This is a genomic window from Telluria sp. GW821-FHT07G12, assembly GCF_059418525.1.
In genome coordinates this window covers 805,213-820,581 of sequence record NZ_JBWKQA010000001.1, presented here as the reverse complement: position 1 = coordinate 820,581, position 15,369 = coordinate 805,213, and the positions used below count along the sequence as shown (strand labels likewise).

At 63.5% G+C, this 15,369-nt stretch carries 14 protein-coding genes; all 14 read right to left on the bottom strand.

All coding sequences use genetic code 11. The annotated features are described in order from the left end of the window. Positions 1-26: 26 nt before the first annotated feature. Entirely contained in the window at positions 27-905 is an 879-nt protein-coding gene (locus AC07PE_RS03920; protein ID WP_498761775.1) for a DNA-3-methyladenine glycosylase 2, read from the bottom strand. Beyond that, the gene (locus AC07PE_RS03915) at positions 902-1,798 is read right to left on the bottom strand and encodes a DMT family transporter (protein WP_498762967.1); all 897 of its coding nucleotides are present in this window, start codon (positions 1,796-1,798) and stop codon (positions 902-904) included. Before AC07PE_RS03915 ends, AC07PE_RS03920 begins: the two co-directional genes overlap by 4 nt. Positions 1,799-1,940: 142 nt before the next feature. Continuing rightward, positions 1,941-3,014, bottom strand: coding sequence for a M48 family metallopeptidase (locus AC07PE_RS03910; RefSeq protein WP_498761773.1), 1,074 nt, complete (start codon positions 3,012-3,014; stop codon positions 1,941-1,943). Positions 3,015-3,031: 17 nt separating this feature from the next. Next, positions 3,032-3,481, bottom strand: coding sequence for a dUTP diphosphatase (dut, locus tag AC07PE_RS03905; protein WP_498761771.1), 450 nt, complete (start codon positions 3,479-3,481; stop codon positions 3,032-3,034). 33 nt (positions 3,482-3,514) lie between these two features. Further along, the gene (coaBC, locus tag AC07PE_RS03900) at positions 3,515-4,732 is read right to left on the bottom strand and encodes a bifunctional phosphopantothenoylcysteine decarboxylase/phosphopantothenate--cysteine ligase CoaBC (protein WP_498762965.1); all 1,218 of its coding nucleotides are present in this window, start codon (positions 4,730-4,732) and stop codon (positions 3,515-3,517) included. A gap of 33 nt (positions 4,733-4,765) precedes the next feature. Further along, a complete protein-coding gene (lspA, locus tag AC07PE_RS03895; protein ID WP_498761770.1) occupies positions 4,766-5,293 on the bottom strand; it encodes a signal peptidase II in 528 nt (175 codons plus the stop codon). 13 nt (positions 5,294-5,306) lie between these two features. Beyond that, the gene (gene ileS, locus AC07PE_RS03890; protein WP_498761768.1) at positions 5,307-8,195 is read right to left on the bottom strand and encodes an isoleucine--tRNA ligase; all 2,889 of its coding nucleotides are present in this window, start codon (positions 8,193-8,195) and stop codon (positions 5,307-5,309) included. A gap of 78 nt (positions 8,196-8,273) precedes the next feature. After that, on the bottom strand, positions 8,274-9,245 hold the full coding sequence (locus tag AC07PE_RS03885; RefSeq protein ID WP_498761766.1) for a bifunctional riboflavin kinase/FAD synthetase: 972 nt from the start codon (positions 9,243-9,245) through the stop codon (positions 8,274-8,276). 118 nt (positions 9,246-9,363) lie between these two features. Next, on the bottom strand, positions 9,364-10,593 hold the full coding sequence (locus tag AC07PE_RS03880) for a tetratricopeptide repeat protein (RefSeq protein ID WP_498761765.1): 1,230 nt from the start codon (positions 10,591-10,593) through the stop codon (positions 9,364-9,366). A gap of 70 nt (positions 10,594-10,663) precedes the next feature. After that, a complete protein-coding gene (locus AC07PE_RS03875; protein ID WP_498761763.1) occupies positions 10,664-11,095 on the bottom strand; it encodes an ExbD/TolR family protein in 432 nt (143 codons plus the stop codon). Positions 11,096-11,176: 81 nt separating this feature from the next. Then, positions 11,177-11,605, bottom strand: coding sequence for an ExbD/TolR family protein (locus AC07PE_RS03870; protein ID WP_498761761.1), 429 nt, complete (start codon positions 11,603-11,605; stop codon positions 11,177-11,179). 3 nt (positions 11,606-11,608) lie between these two features. Then, positions 11,609-12,526, bottom strand: a complete 918-nt coding sequence (locus AC07PE_RS03865) for a MotA/TolQ/ExbB proton channel family protein (RefSeq protein ID WP_498761759.1) — start codon at positions 12,524-12,526, stop codon at positions 11,609-11,611. Positions 12,527-12,610: 84 nt separating this feature from the next. Next, positions 12,611-13,273 (bottom strand): energy transducer TonB, encoded by a 663-nt coding sequence (locus AC07PE_RS03860; RefSeq protein WP_498761757.1) that lies wholly within the window; start codon positions 13,271-13,273, stop codon positions 12,611-12,613. Positions 13,274-13,831: 558 nt separating this feature from the next. Continuing rightward, entirely contained in the window at positions 13,832-15,358 is a 1,527-nt protein-coding gene (locus AC07PE_RS03855) for a SpoVR family protein (RefSeq protein ID WP_498761755.1), read from the bottom strand. Positions 15,359-15,369: the final 11 nt, after the last annotated feature.

Below are 15,369 nucleotides of genomic sequence, written 5' to 3'. Positions count from 1 at the left end.
ATCGGGGTGTAGTGCAGCGTCTGTTTTCAGGCGCTCAGGCTAGCCCACAAGTGGGCCGCGGTCATCGTCCGGTGTGGACGATAAGCCGCGAGAAAAGCTGCCGCCTCCGCCAGGTTCGGGCGTTCTTCCTCACCGAGCAGGCGCCCGATGGCGGTCCGTACGGCCACGTCGCCTTCGAGCGAGCAATCCGCGAACCCGTAGCCGCGCAGCAGCGCATAGTTCACGGTCCACGGGCCGATCCCTTTCACCGCCAGCAGGCGCTCGCTGACCGTGGGCAGGTCGGCGTCGCGCGCCAGGTCCAGCGCGCCCTCGTCGGCCAGGCGCGCCAGGCGCAGCAGGGTCTCGGCTTTGGCGCGCGAGAACTTGCGGCTCGTAAGATCCTCGAGTTCGAGGCGGGCCGCATCGCTCGCCTCCGGATAGCACCACAGGCCGTTCGGATGCGCGCGTCCGGCCAGCGAAATGAAGGTGCGGCGCAGGGCGATCGCGAAACTGAGGTTGATCTGCTGGCCGATGATGGCCCAGCTCAGGGCTTCGAAGATGGTGGCGGACTGGATCACGCGCAGGCCGCGTTCGCGCTCTACCAGCCGCGCGAACAGCGGGTCTTCGCGCACCGCAGCCTCGAAGGGTTCGGGGGCGATGCGCAGGCCCAGTACGTTGAGCAGGATGTCGTCGCGCTGTGCGGGCGCCAGCGCGCCGTCGGCGTCGACGGTGCACAGGGCCTGGCCCGGCCGCGCGCCGAGCTCGATCGACAGCGCCACCGGCACGCCGTCCACCATCACGCCCTTGCGGATGCACTGGCCTTCGATGCGCTCGGCCAGGCCTTCGGCATCGCGGCCGTGGAAGTTGAAGACGTCCTGCCGGCGGTAGTCCGGCGGCAGCTCGATCGCGAGTTCGACCCGGCTCATTTGCTCGCGGCCGCCGCCGCAGCCCTGCGCCCGAAGCGCGGCACGAAGCCGGTCACCAGCGCGGTCCCGACCAGGGTGATCGCGGAGCCGGCGATGGTGTACCAGCCGATGGTCTCGCCGAGGAAGAGCGCGCCCCACAGGATGCCGAAGACCGGATTCAGGAAGGTGACGGTGAGGGCGGAGGTGGTGCCGACTTCCTCGATCAGGCGGAAGTAGAGGATGTAGGCGATGCCGCTGCACAGCACGCCCAGCGCCACCACGGCGCCGACGATGCCGGCGGTCGGCTCGCCCGTCATCGGGAAGAAGGGCAGTGCCGGCAGCACCATCAGGCTCGAGGTCCACATGGTGCCGTGCGCATTCGCGAAGGGTTCGACGCTTTTCGCGGAGCGCGCGTACTGGCTGGCGATGCCGTAGCTCAGGCTTGCTGCCAGCGCGGCCGCCACGGCAAGGCCGGCGCCCGGCTTGCTCGACACGTGATCGAAGCCGACCAGCAGGGCAACGCCCGCGGTCCCCAGCAGCAGCCCGAGGGCGGTGCGCAGGCTGATCGCATGGCGGGTCCACACGGCGCCGACCAGTGCGCCCCACATCGGCGCGGTGGCGTTCAGCACCGACAGCACCGAGGCCGACAGGGTGCGCGCACCGAACGCAAACAACAGGAAGGGCAGGGCCGAGTTGAAGAAGCCGAGGATGAAGAAGTGCTTCCAGTTGGCGCGCAGGTCGAGGCGCTTTTTCAGCACGAAGCCGACGACTGCCAGGAACAGCGCCGCGAACAGCACCCGGAACTCGATCAGCACCGCCGGCCCGAGCACGGGCGCGCTGATGCGCATGAAGAGGAAGGAACCGCCCCAGATGGCGGCAAGCAGGATGAGGCGCAGCAGGTTGGCGGTGTTCATTGCGTTCTTCTCGGTTGGAGCGGCAGGCATGATGGCCTGGCTCGGCGCCCGGACGCTTCCTGTTTCTTGCTGCCGAATTCAGGGAGGTCCGGTGATGAACTGACAATGATACAAAAAACCGCAGCAGCCTGCTGACGGCGGCTTAGGGCACCAGCGCCTTCTTGGCCCGCTTGTCCGCCTTGATTTCCGCCTGCGCCTTCCCGATCGCCGCCAGCCTTGCCGCCAGCGAGGGATGATTCGCGTTGTACCCGTTCAGCACCGTGGCCGGGACGGTTTCGTTCAGGCGCTTCCAGAAGTTGTCGGCGTCGTCGACGTCGTAGCCGGCGCGGGCGGCCAGGTAGAGGGCGAGGCGGTCGGCGGCGGCGTCCATCTCGGGCGGCATCGCCTTGATGCCGCCGCTGCCGATCAGCATCGAGGTATCCGGCGTGACGCTCTTGAGGTTGTCAATGATGCTGCCGATGGTGCTGACGTTGCGCTGCGCGGCGGCGTGGCCGAGCATGTTGTGGGCCATGGTCTTGGCCAGCACATAGGCCAGTTCTTCGTCGTTGCGGGTGAAGTTGATCATGCCGCGCGTGACCAGCACGCGCGAGCCGTCGGCGTAGGCGTTGACGTTGTCGGCGTTGCCCAGTTCGATCGCGAAGGCGCAGGCGCGCGTGACCGGAATCGACAGCTGGCGCTCGCTGTTGTGGCGTTCGATCGTCATCGGCAGCGCGGCCTGGGCGGCGACGATCTTGCCGAAGACGGAACCGGCCTGGCTCAGCGCATGCTGGCCGGTCGGCAGCGGCTTGCCGGCGGCGGCCAGCAGCACGTCGCCGGTCTGCAGGCCGGCCTTGGCGGCGCCGCTGCCGGCCAGCACGCTGGTGACTTGCAGGCGTTCGTCCATGCCGAAGGCGACATGCGCGGCTTCGTTGTAGTCGCCCGGGTAGGACCAGCGGTTCTTGGCGGTGAAGCCGAGCAGGTTGCGGGCTTGGCCCTTGCACAGTTCGGCGTTGTGGATGAGGAGCGGGGAAGCGACCTTGTACAGGCGGTTCTGCAGGTCGGCCATCTTGCTGAGCGTATCGGCGGCGGCGGCCATCTGTGGATTCAGGCCGGGCGCTTCGGGCGTGCGTTCGACGACGCGCGGCGCGGTGCCGGCTTGCTGCGGCGCCTGGGTGGCGCAACCTGTCAGCAGAAGGGCGGTGGCGGCCAGTATGGCCGCGAGGCGATGGGCGCTCATAAACTCCTCATGTCATATTATTGTTTTCCGGTGCTGCCGAAACCGCCGGCGCCCCGGTCGCTCGATGCGAACTCCTCCACGACGTTGAAACCGACCTGAACGACGGGAACCACGACCAGCTGCGCGAGCCTGTCCATCGGCTGCAGCGTGAACGCGGACTGGCCCCGGTTCCAGGTCGAGACCATCAGCTGGCCCTGGTAATCGGAGTCGATCAAGCCTACCAGATTGCCGAGAACGATGCCGTTCTTATGGCCGAGCCCGCTTCGCGGCAGGATCATGGCTGCATAGCCCGGATCGGCGATGTGGATGGCGAGGCCGGTCGGCACCAGCACCGTCTGTCCCGGTTCGAGGGTCAGCGGGGCATCGATGCAGGCGCGCAGGTCCAGGCCCGCGCTGCCGCCGGTGGCGTAGGCGGGCAGGAAGTCCTTCATGCGCGCGTCGAGAATCTTGAGGTCTACTTGTTTCATTGAGAGTGAAGCGTTGATGCGTTGATGGGGTGGTCAGGTCAGCAGTGAACGTTGTTCGAGGCGCTTGGCGATTTCCGAAACCAGCTGGCGCGCCAGTTGCAGCTTGCCCGCCTGCGGCAGCACGGTGTGGCCGCCGTCGTCGAACAGCACGATCGAATTCTCATCCTGCCCGAAGGTATGGTGGCCGATATTGCCGACCAACAAAGGGATGCCCTTCTTTTCGCGCTTGGCGGCGCCGTATTCGATCAGGTTTTCCGACTCCGCCGCAAAGCCCACGCAGTAGGGCCAGCCGTTGAGCGAGGTGGTGCCGGCCACGGTGGCGAGGATGTCCGGGTTCTGCGCGAACTGCAGCTGAGGCGTGCCGCTGCCGTCCTTCTTGATCTTCTGTTCGCTCGCGTTCTCGACGCGCCAGTCGGCGACGGCGGCCACGCCGATGAAGACGTGCTGGCCATGGATGCCGGCCATGACGGCGTCCAGCATCTGCTGGGCGCTCTGGACGTCGATGCGGCGCACGCCATGCGGGGTGTCGAGCGCGGTCGGTCCGGACACCAGGGTGACCTCGGCGCCGGCTTCGCGCGCGGCGCGCGCCACCGCATAGCCCATCTTGCCGGACGAGAGATTCGTGATGCCGCGCACCGGGTCGATCGCCTCGTAGGTCGGGCCGGCCGTGATCAGGACGCGCTTGCCCGCCAGGACCTTGGGCTGGAAGGACGCCACCAGTTCCTCGAGCAGCTCGTCCGGCTCCAGCATGCGGCCCATGCCGGTCTCGCCGCAGGCCTGGGAGCCGGCGGCCGGGCCCAAGATGCAGACGCCGTCCGCGCGCAGCTGCGCGACGTTGCGCTGGGTGGCCGGCTTGTCCCACATCTCGACGTTCATGGCCGGCGCCACCAGCAGCGGCACCTGGTTCGGGCGCGCCAGGCACAGGGTCGACAGCAGGTCGTCGGTGGCGCCGTGGGCCAGCTTGAACAGGAAGTCGGCCGAGCAGGGCGCGATCAGGATCGCATCGGCGTCGCGCGTCAGGTCGATATGGGCCATGTTGTTGGGGATGCGTCCGTCCCACTGGTCGGTGTAGACGGTGCGGCCGGACAGGGCCTGCATCGTCACCGGGCCGATGAAGTGGGTGGCGGCCTCGGTCATCACGACCTGCACCGTCGCGCCTTCCTTGGTCAGCGCGCGGCACAGCTCCGCGGCCTTGTAGCAGGCCACGCCGCCGGACAGGCCGAGGACGATCTTCTTGCCCTTCAGGTCCATGCTCATTGCTTGTCTCCGATGCTCAGTGCGTGCTCAGCGCTTGTTCACCCGGCGCAGCTCGTCGAAGATGAAGAGGATTGCGCCGATGGTGATCGCCGTGTCGGCGATGTTAAAGGCCGGGAAGTGGCCGACGCCGGACAGGTGGAAGTCGAGGAAGTCGATCACGTGGCCGTAGGCCAGGCGGTCGATCAGGTTGCCCAGCGCGCCGCCCATGATCAGGGCCAGGGCCCAGCAGAACATGCGCTGGCCGGCGTGCTTGCGCAGCAGGTAGATGATGAAGACGACCGCGGCGATCGCGATGCCGGCGAAGAAGTACTTCTGCCAGCCGCCCTGGTTGGACAGGAAGCTGAAAGCCGCGCCGGGGTTATACGCCAGCACCAGATTGAAGAAGCCGGTGATCGGCTTCTCTTCGCCGTGCATGAACATGCGCGTGATCGTGATCTTGCTGATCTGGTCGAGCAGGATCACGATGAAGGCGATGCCCAGCCAGGGCGTCAGACTGGCGCCCCCGCTGGATTTGACGGCGCTGAAGCTGGCGGGTTTCGATTTTTTCGTGGCCATGGTCTACCTTGAATTACGCGAAGCGGCGCGGTTCGCCGGCGCCGAGCAGGTTGCTCGTGCAGCGGGCGCACAGACCCGGGTGGGCTGCGTCGTGGCCGACGTCGCGGCGGTAGTGCCAGCAGCGCTCGCACTTTTCCGCTTCCGACGGCGTCACGGCCACCGCTTCCTGGGCCGCGTCCTCGACCTTCTCGACGGCTGCCTGCGAGGTGATGAAGACGAACTTCAGGTCGTCGTCCAGGCTGGCCAGCGCGGCGTACTTGTCGCCGGCGGCTTTCAGCGCCAGTTCCGCCTGCAGCGAGGAGCCGATCGCACCCGAAGCGCGCACTTCTTCCAGCTGCTTGGTGACGTCGGTACGGACCGCGCGCAGCAGCGCATACTTGTCCAGCAGGGTGGCGCCGTCCGGCACTTCCGGGAAGGTCCACAGGGTCTGGGTGAAGATGGTCTCATCACTGTCCGCGAAAGCCTTTTGGCCCGCGAACACGGCCCAGGCTTCCTCGGCGGTGAAGGACAGGATCGGCGCCATCACGCGCAGCAGGCTGTGCGCGATGTGCCACAGCGCGGTCTGGGCCGAGCGGCGGGCAAGCGAATCGACGCCGGTGGTGTACAGGCGGTCCTTCAGGATGTCGAGGTAGAAGCCGCCCAGGTCTTCCGAGCAGAAGTTCTGCAGGCGTGCGACCACCGGGTGGAACTCGTAGCGCTCGAAGTGCGCGGCGATGTCGCTTTGCAGGCGCGCGGTTTCGGCCAGCGCGTAGCGGTCGATCTCGAGCATCTCGGCGACCGGCACGGCGTTTTTGGTCGGATCGAAGTCCGAGGTGTTCGCCAGCAGGAAGCGCAGGGTATTGCGGATGCGGCGATAGGACTCGGTCACGCGCTTCAGGATCTCTTCGCCGATCGACAGCTCGCCGGTGTAGTCGGTCGAGGCCACCCACAGGCGCAGGATGTCGGCGCCCAGGGTATCCGAGATCTTCTGCGGCGCCATCGTGTTACCCAGCGACTTCGACATCTTCTTGCCGTTCTCGTCGACCGTGAAGCCGTGGGTCAGCAGCGCCTTGTAGGGCGGACGGCCGTTCAGCATCGAGGAGGTCAGCAGCGACGAGTGGAACCAGCCGCGGTGCTGGTCCGAGCCTTCCAGGTAGAGATCGGCCGGGAACGCGGACTGCTCTTTATGCGAGCCGCGCAGCACGGTCTGGTGGGTGGTGCCGGAATCGAACCAGACGTCCAGGGTGTCGCGGTTCTTTTCGTAGGTCTCGGCGTCGTCGCCCAGCAGCTCGCGCGGGTCGAGCTGGTGCCAGGCGTCGATGCCGTTCGCTTCGATCAGCTTGGCCACCTGCTCCAGCAGCTCCGGGGTGCGCGGGTGCAGGTCGCCGGTCTCCTTGTGGATGAAGAAGGCCATCGGCACGCCCCACTGGCGCTGGCGCGACAGAGTCCAGTCCGGACGGTTGGCGATCATGCCGTGCAGGCGCGCCTGGCCCCAGTCCGGGAAGAATTTCGTTTCGTCGATACCGGCCAGCGCGGTCTCGCGCAGGGTCGGGCCGCCATCCTTCGGGGTGACGTCCATGCCGGCGAACCACTGGCTGGTGGCGCGGTAGACGATCGGGGTTTTATGACGCCAGCAGTGCATGTAGCTGTGGTCGAACATTTTGAGTTCGAACAGGGCGCCGGCTTCGGTCAGCGCCGAGCAGATCGGCTTCGATGCTTCCCAGATCGTCATGCCGCCGAACAGCGGCAGGGTGCTGGCGAAGCGGCCATCGCCCATCACGGGTTTGAGGATCTCGTCGTCCTTCATGCCATGGGCTTTGCAGGACTGGAAGTCTTCGAGACCGTAGGCCGGCGCCGAGTGGACCACGCCGGTGCCGCTCTCGGTGGTGACGTAGTCCGCCAGGTAAACCGGCGACATGCGGTCGTAGAACGGGTCGGCTGCGTGCAGCGGATGCTTGAAGCGGATGCCTTCCAGTTTCGCGCCTGCGGTGGTCGCGACGATCTCGCCTTCCAGCTTGTAGCGCGCCAGGACCGATTCGGCCAGGTCTTTCGCCACGATCAGCAGGACAGGCTTGCCTTCGCGTTCGGTCTTCACCAGCGCGTACGTCACTTCCGCGTGCACGTTCAGCGCCTGGTTCGACGGGATGGTCCACGGGGTGGTGGTCCAGATCACGATGAAGCCGTCACCCGCCGGCGGTTCGGCCAGGCCGAAGGCGGCGGCCAGCTTTTCCGGCTCCGCAAAGGGGAAGCCGACGTCGATCGCCGGGTCGCGCTTGTCCTGGTATTCCACTTCCGCTTCGGCCAGCGCCGAGCCGCAGTCGAAGCACCAGTTCACCGGCTTCAGGCCGCGGTACACGTAACCCTTTTCCAGCAGCTTGCCGAGGGCGCGCAGTTCGTCGGCCTCGTTACCATAGGCCATGGTCATATAGGGATTGTCCCATTCGCCCAGCACGCCCAGGCGGATGAAGCCGGCGCGCTGGCGGTCGATCTGTTCGAGCGCGTAGGCGCGTGCTTTCTGCAGCACTTCGGCGGTCGGCAGGTTCTTGCCGAACTGTTTTTCGATCTGGATCTCGATCGGCATGCCGTGGCAGTCCCAGCCCGGCACATAGGGCGCATCGAAGCCGGCCATGGTGCGCGACTTGACGACCATGTCCTTCAGAATCTTGTTGACGGCGTGGCCCAGGTGGATGTCGCCGTTGGCGTACGGAGGACCGTCGTGCAGGATGAACTTCGGACGGCCGGCGGCGGCCTTGCGCACGCGCTCGTAGATTTTCTTGTCCTGCCACTGCTTGACCCAGCCCGGCTCGCGCTTGGCGAGGTCGCCGCGCATCGGGAAGGCGGTGTCGGTCATGTTGACCGGGTATTTGCTGTCGGGTTTATTGCCTTGCTTGGCGCCTTTCGGGCCGTTCTTCGTATCGGACATAGGATTCTTCTAGAGTGAAATGCGGTTGTACGTGATTGGCTCAGGCCGCGGCAGGCGGCGAGGCCGGGTGGCTCACGTTCAAATTCGGTCGGTGGCGGTGAGGGCAGACCTGCGCTGGGCGAACCAGGCACGCGCCTGCTGGGCGTCGCGCTCGATCGCCGCCGTCAGGGTCGGCAGGTCGATGTATTTTTCTTCGTCGCGCAATTTGTGCAGGAATTCGACGCGCACCAGCTTGCCGTAGCAGGGCTGGTCCCAGTCGAACACGTGGACTTCGAGCAGCATGCGGCCCGCATCCTCGACGGTCGGGCGCACGCCCAGGCTGGCGACGGCCGGCAGCGGCTGGTCCGCCAGGCCATGCACCTGCACCACGAAGATGCCTGCCAGGGCAGGGCGGTGGGCGACGCGCAGGTTCAGGGTCGGGAAGCCAAGGGTGCGGCCCAGCTTGGCGCCATGGATCACGTGGCCGGACATGGAATACGGGTGGCCGAGCAGGGCGCGGGTGGCCTCGAAATCGCCGGCCGCCAGCGCGGCCCGCACGGCGGAGGACGAAATGCGGGTCGAATCGTGCAGCACGGCCGGCAGGCTGTGGACCTCGAAGCCGAACTCCTTGCCGGCCTCAAGCAGCTGGGCGACGTTGCCGGCGCGCTTGGCGCCGTAGCAGAAGTCGTCGCCGACCATCAGCCATTTCACGTGCAGGCCGTCGACCAGCACGCGCTGCGTGAAGTCCTGCGGCGACATGGAGGCAAAGTGCTCGTTGAAATGTTCGACGATGACGCGGTCGACGCCGGCCTCGGACAAGGATTCCAGCTTGTCGCGCAGGTTGGCGATGCGGGCAGGGGCCTTGGACAAATCGTTGGTGCGGCGCGCGAAGTATTCGCGCGGATGCGGCTCGAAGGTCATCACGGCGGATTCCAGCCCGAGGCGCTGCGCAGCTGCGGTCACGTGCGCCAACAACGCCTGATGTCCGCGGTGGACACCGTCGAAGTTGCCGATCGTGAGTGCGCAAGGGGCGCGCGCCCTGTCGTTGGGAAGTCCGCGAAATACCTTCATTGGATGATTCGTGCTCCGAGGCGAAATACCAGATTATACGGCAACCCGGAGGAAACAAAAAAAGCGCCCCCTGCTGGGCAGGGCGGCGCTTTTCAGCACAAGCGTGGCTAAGTGAGGCTTAGGCCGCCGGCTTGTTGATCGCCATGATGAAGTAACGGGCCAGTTCGGCAGTACCTTCCTTGCCGCCCACACCTTTCAGGGTGCTGATGGCCTGCTGCTTCTTGCCGGCCACGGCATAGGCTTCGCCCAGGTGCAGCTTGGCTTCGTCCGGATACTTCAGGTTGCCGGCCTTGATGGCTGCTTCCATCATCTTCAGACCCTTGTCGCTCTGACCCGACTGGACCAGCGCATAGCCCATGGTCGCCAGGCCGTCGTTGTCGCCGGCCTTGGTCAGCTCGGCTTCGTCGGCGGCCAGGTTCTTGTTCTGCTCGGCCAGGGTCTTCTCGGCCAGGTCTTTCAGACGCTGGTGACGCGCGGCATCCGGGCCGGTGCCCAGTGCGCCTGCCTTGTAGCCCTTGTCGATGACCTTGATGGCTTCAGCCGGGGCCTTAGCCTGCAGGACGAGCTGGCCCATTTCCATGAACTCGCTCGGCTTCTTCATCAGGTTGTTGGCCAGCTTCAGGCGCCAGACGTCGACCGACAGGCGGCTGGAGAAGCCAGGCTTGCCCTGCACGCGGTTCAGCAGGTCGGTCCAGTACTGGGCCTTCGGATAGTTGGCGGCCAGCTTCTCGATGGTGTTGACGTAGCCAGCCTTGTCGTTCTTCTTCAGCTGGATGTTGGCCAGCATGCCCAGCATGTCTTCGTTCATCGTGCCGCGCTTTTCGGCGTTGCGCAGTTCGTTCTCGAGCGCGGTGACGTTGCCCTGCTTGTAATAGTTCTGCAGCAGGTAGGCGCGCAGCTTCGGATCGTCGTGTTCCTTCAGCTGCTTCTCGATGGCGGCATTCGCCTTGCCCAGGTCGCCGGCACGCATGTAGATGCCGATCAGGCCTTCCGAGATCTGCGCCTTTTCGGAGCCGGACAGCTTGCCCGAGGCGATCAGGGTTTCGGAGGATTTTGCTGCGGTGTCGTAGTCGCCCGCTGCCACGGCGGCGCCGAGGCGGGTACGCTCGATCAGATAGGACTCGTTAGCGGATTTGCCGCTGACGCTGTCGAGCTGACGCAGCTTGGCCAGGGCATCCTTGTTCTTGCCCGACTTCATCAGTTGCTGCGCTTCTTGCAGCGGCTTGCCGACTTCCGGACGGAGCGTCTCGGCGGCGTAGGCGGGGGCCAGGCCAACCACGGGGGCGGCGGCGGTGAAACCGAGGGCGGCCAGTGCGAGGCCGAGGTGTGCGAGGCGGAACTTGGACATTATCGGAATTCTTTCATTCAAAATAGACACGGCAGGGAATCCCTGCCGTGTTCATTATAGCCAAAGCTAATTACTGGAACTGTTCGTTACCGACCATACCGATCTTGGTTACGCCCAGACGCTGAGCCGAAGCCATCACGCCTGCCACAACCTTGTATTCGACCAGTTTGTTCGGACGGAGGTGCACTTCCGGCTGATCAGCTTGGGCTGCCACGGCGGACAGCTTCGACTCGAGGGTGGCGCGATCGGGGACGGGGACGTTATCCCAGAGGATAGTGCCGTCGAAGTCCACGTCGATCGTGATCACTACGGGTTCCTTGGTCGGCGGCGGCGGATTGCCAACCGGCATGTTCAAGTTGACCGAGTGATTTTGCTTCGGAATGGTGATGATCATCATGATGATCAGCACCAGCATGACGTCGATCAGCGGCGTCATGTTCATTTCCATCATCGGTTCCGGATCTGCTCCTTTAGCTCCGGAAGAACCAACGTTCATAGACATGGTGTTTCCTTTCAAATCTTGGGGATCCGCCCGATGCCGGCAATGCCGGTATCGAGCGGAAGGGTTGGGCCTTTGTCAGGTTTAACCCTTATCAGGCGGTTCGGTGATGAAACCGACCTTCTGAACCCCGGCACGCTGGGCCGTGTACAGCACCTTGCCAATGAACTCGTAGCGGGTAGCTTGGTCGCCACGAATCTTCACTTCCGGCTGCGGCACCTTCACCGATTCCTTGCTCAGGAAATCGAACAGTTCGTCGGTGTTGGCCAGCCGCTTCTGGTTCCAGTACATCTCGCCATCTTTATTGACGACGATGTTCACGTCTTCAGGCGTGGTTTTAACAACCTGGTTGGTCTCGATCGGCAGGTTAATCTTCTGCAGGTGGAGGACAACCGGGCTGGTGATCAGGAAGATGATCAGGAGAACCAACATGATGTCCACGAGGGGCGTCGTGTTGATCTCCGACATCACGGTATCTTCATCTCCGCTATCGGAGCCGACACTCATCGACATGGTTTAACCAACCTTTTTAGTACCAGCTGCGCGGGCAGCTTCCGAGGTGTGCATGGCGCCCGAGATCAGGACCGAGTGAACGTCGGCGCTGAAGGAACGGACGTCTTCCATTGCGGTCTTGTTACGACGGACCAGCCAGTTGTAGCCCAGAACGGCCGGAACTGCAACGAACAGACCGAATGCGGTCATGATCAGTGCTTCACCCACCGGACCTGCAACCTTGTCGATCGACGCGTTACCGGACATACCGATACCGATCAGTGCGTTGTAAATACCCCAGACGGTACCGAACAGACCGATGAACGGTGCGGTCGAGCCGACGGTTGCCAGGAACGACAGGCCATCTTGCAGACGCGACTGGACTTTGTCCACGGCGCGCTGGATCTGCATGGTGGTCCAGGTCGACAGGTCGATCTGCTCGAGCAGGGCGCCGTCGTGGTGCTGGGTTGCCTTGGTGCCGGTTTCAGCGATGAAGCGGAACGGCGAGCCGTTGCTCAGCTGTGCCGAGCCAGCAGCGATCGACGGAGCTTTCCAGAACTTCTGGTTGGTTTCCTTCGACTGCTTGAAGATCTTCATCTGGTCCAGCAGCTTGGTGACGATGATGTACCACGAACCCATCGACATCAGGGCCAGGATGATCAGGGTGCCGCGCGACACGACGCCGCCAGCCCACACGGCTTCGAAGCCGTACGGGTTCTCGACTTCTTCGGTCTTGCCGGCTGCTGCCGGAGCGGCTGCTGCCGGAGCTGCAGCGTCGGCTGCCGGGGCTGCAGCAGGAGCAGCTGCGTCAGCTGCCGGAGCGCTTGCCGCTGCAGATGCCGGGGCGTCGGCGAAGGCCGGTGCCGACACCAGCGCCGAAGCGGCCGTAACCGAGAACAGGACAGCCGCCAGCAGAGCGGACAAACGGGTATTCTTAAACATGCTTCCTCCAAAAATTTAAAATGAACTGTTCGCTGAACAGATGACAACGAAAATCACAGTTTGAGACGATCCTACTGCCTCGGGTTAGTCCAGCGTCCAGACGTACTGCACAGGCTGCGAGGATTCTACCGCTTGGCCGTTCTCAGTTGCCGCTTTGAATCGGCATTTGCTCAAGGCTGCCATTGCGGCCTTGTCCAGGTCACGGAAGCCACTCGATTTTTGAATCGAAGCTCCCTGCACCGAACCGTCTGCCGCGATCTTGAACAGGATGGTCGAGACACCTGTTTCTTCGTTACGCAGCGACGATTTCGGATATTCCGGTTTCGAACACGTATTGAAATCCACCACCGCTGCAGTCCGTGCCGGGCCTTTCGCTGCGGGCGGCGCCGGCGGCGCCGTAGGCGCTGGCGGCGTGCGGTTCAGTTCGGTCGTCGCCGGTTTCGCTTGCGTCGTGTTAGCGATCACATTCTGTTGCGGCGGCGGCGTCTGCACCTGCACTTCGACCGGCGGGATAAACGGAGGCGGCGGGGCCTTCATTTCCGGCGGCGGAGGCGGTGGCGGCGTTTCCGGCGGTGGCGGCGGTTTCACGTCTTCGACAATCTTGGTTTCCACTGCCTCGGCCATCTTGGTGACCATTCGCTTACCGAGACCAGTAACGATCCCGTAAGCAACGATCAGGTGCAAGATGACAACAATGGCGATACCAGTGACGTTTTTCCCGGGGTTCTTCTCGTGCGAAAAATTCATCCTGCTTTCTCCAATACCAACCTTTTTTGTTGCTACCAAACCCACAAAACACGACAAAAAGCTAAGAGCCGCATCCGGGACATCGGCGAATTATACCTACGAATTCTTTTTTGCACATACATTTTTATACCTTCAAAGAGAGGCTAACTGCCTGTAAAAACAAGCAAACAAGCTCATCAGTTATGAGGGTGCGTAGGGTGCATGATGGGGAATGTAGTTAGTTATTTTGCAATTTTGGCAGGAACCCTTTCTTGATGTGTGGAAGATGAGGCAAGGCTACCCTATTCGCCGAATTTTCCATGCTGATTTTGCCATCCGGCAAATATCATATGATCCATTCATGGCGTTTCTGCAAACTATAGCCAGATTCATCAAGGGGGGGCGTACTGTTGAAACGGATTGCGCTCTGTTAGAAGGCCTGGAGTCATAAGAGGCACTTATGTGCAGACACCTGTTTGATATGGCTCAGCGACCACGAAGAAAGATTTTTGCGTTGACACAGAAAAAAAGCCTGCCAGGGGAGGGCAGGCTTCTTGACACCGCGCACTCGGCGCGTTCTCAATAGCGGGCGCGCTTCTCGCGGCGGCACTCGAGGCTGCTGACCACGCGGCCGGACGGGTCCACCGTTTCCAGCCGGACGTCGAAGCCCCAGAGCCGGGCCACGTGCTTGAGAACTTCGTGCGCCTGCTGGTTCAGCGGACGGCGCTGGAACTGGGTATGGCGCAGCGTCAGGGCGCGGTCGTCGCGGGTGTTGACCTGCCAGACCTGGATGTTGGGCTCGCGGTTGCCCAGGTTGTACTGCTCGGCCAGCTGCTGGCGCACGTAGCGGTAGCCCTGCTCGTCGTGGATGGCCGAGATCGTCAGCTTGTCGCTGCGGTCGTCGTCCAGCACGGCGAAGAAGTGGAAGTCGCGGATCAGCTTGGGCGACAGGTACTGGGCGACGAAGCTCTCGTCCTTGAAATTGCGCATCGCAAAGTCGAGAGTCTTGATCCAGTCGCTGCCGGCGATGTCCGGGAACCAGGCGCGGTCCTCGTCGGTCGGGTCTTCGCAGATGCGTTTTATATCGGTCATCATCGCAAAGCCGAGCGCGTAGGGATTGATGCCGTTGTAATAGGGGCTGGTCGCGGGCGGCTGGTAGACCACGTTGGTATGGCTCTGCAGGAACTCGAGCATGAAGCCGTCGCCAACGATCCCCTCTTTATATAGTTCCTGCAGGATGGTGTAGTGCCAGAAGGTGGCCCAGCCCTCGTTCATGACCTGGGTCTGGCGCTGCGGATAGAAGTACTGCGAGATCTTGCGCGTGATGCGCACCAGCTCGCGCTGCCAGGGTTCCAGCAGCGGCGCATACTTCTCGATGAAGTAGAGCAGGTTTTCCTCGGGCTCGGCCGGGAAGCGCAGCGGCTGGGCATCCCGCTGGGCTTCTTCGCGCCGCGGCAGGGTGCGCCAGATCTCGTTCACCTGCGACTGCGCATATTCCTCGCGTTCCTTCAGGCGATTCTGTTCCTGGGCCACGGACAGCTTGGCTGGACGCTTGTAGCGGTCGACGCCGTAATTCTGGATCGCGTGGCAGGAATCGAGCAGCTCCTCGACGGCGTCGATGCCGTGCCGCTGCTCACATTCGGCAATATAGTTCTTGGCGAAGACCATATAGTCGACGATGGCGTCGGCGTCGGTCCAGGTGCGGAACAGGTAATTGCCCTTGAAGAAGGAGTTGTGGCCATAGGCCGCGTGCGCGATCACCAGGGCCTGCATCGTCAGGCTGTTCTCCTCCATCAGGTAGGCGATGCAGGGATTCGAGTTGATCACGATCTCGTAGGCCAGTCCCATCTGGCCGCGCTTGTAGCTCTTTTCCGTGCTCAGGAAGTGCTTGCCGAAGGACCAGTGGTTATAGGAGACTGGCATGCCCACCGAAGTGTAGGCATCCATCATCTGTTCGGCGGTAATGATTTCGAGCTGGTTGGGGTAGGTGTCCAGGCCGAACTTCCTGGCCACCCGGCGGATTTCTTCGTGCGCCTGCTCGATCAGGTCGAAGGTCCACTCCGACTGATCAGGCAAGGCGCGCGGGTTTTTCGGATCTCTTGGCATGAGCGGGCCTC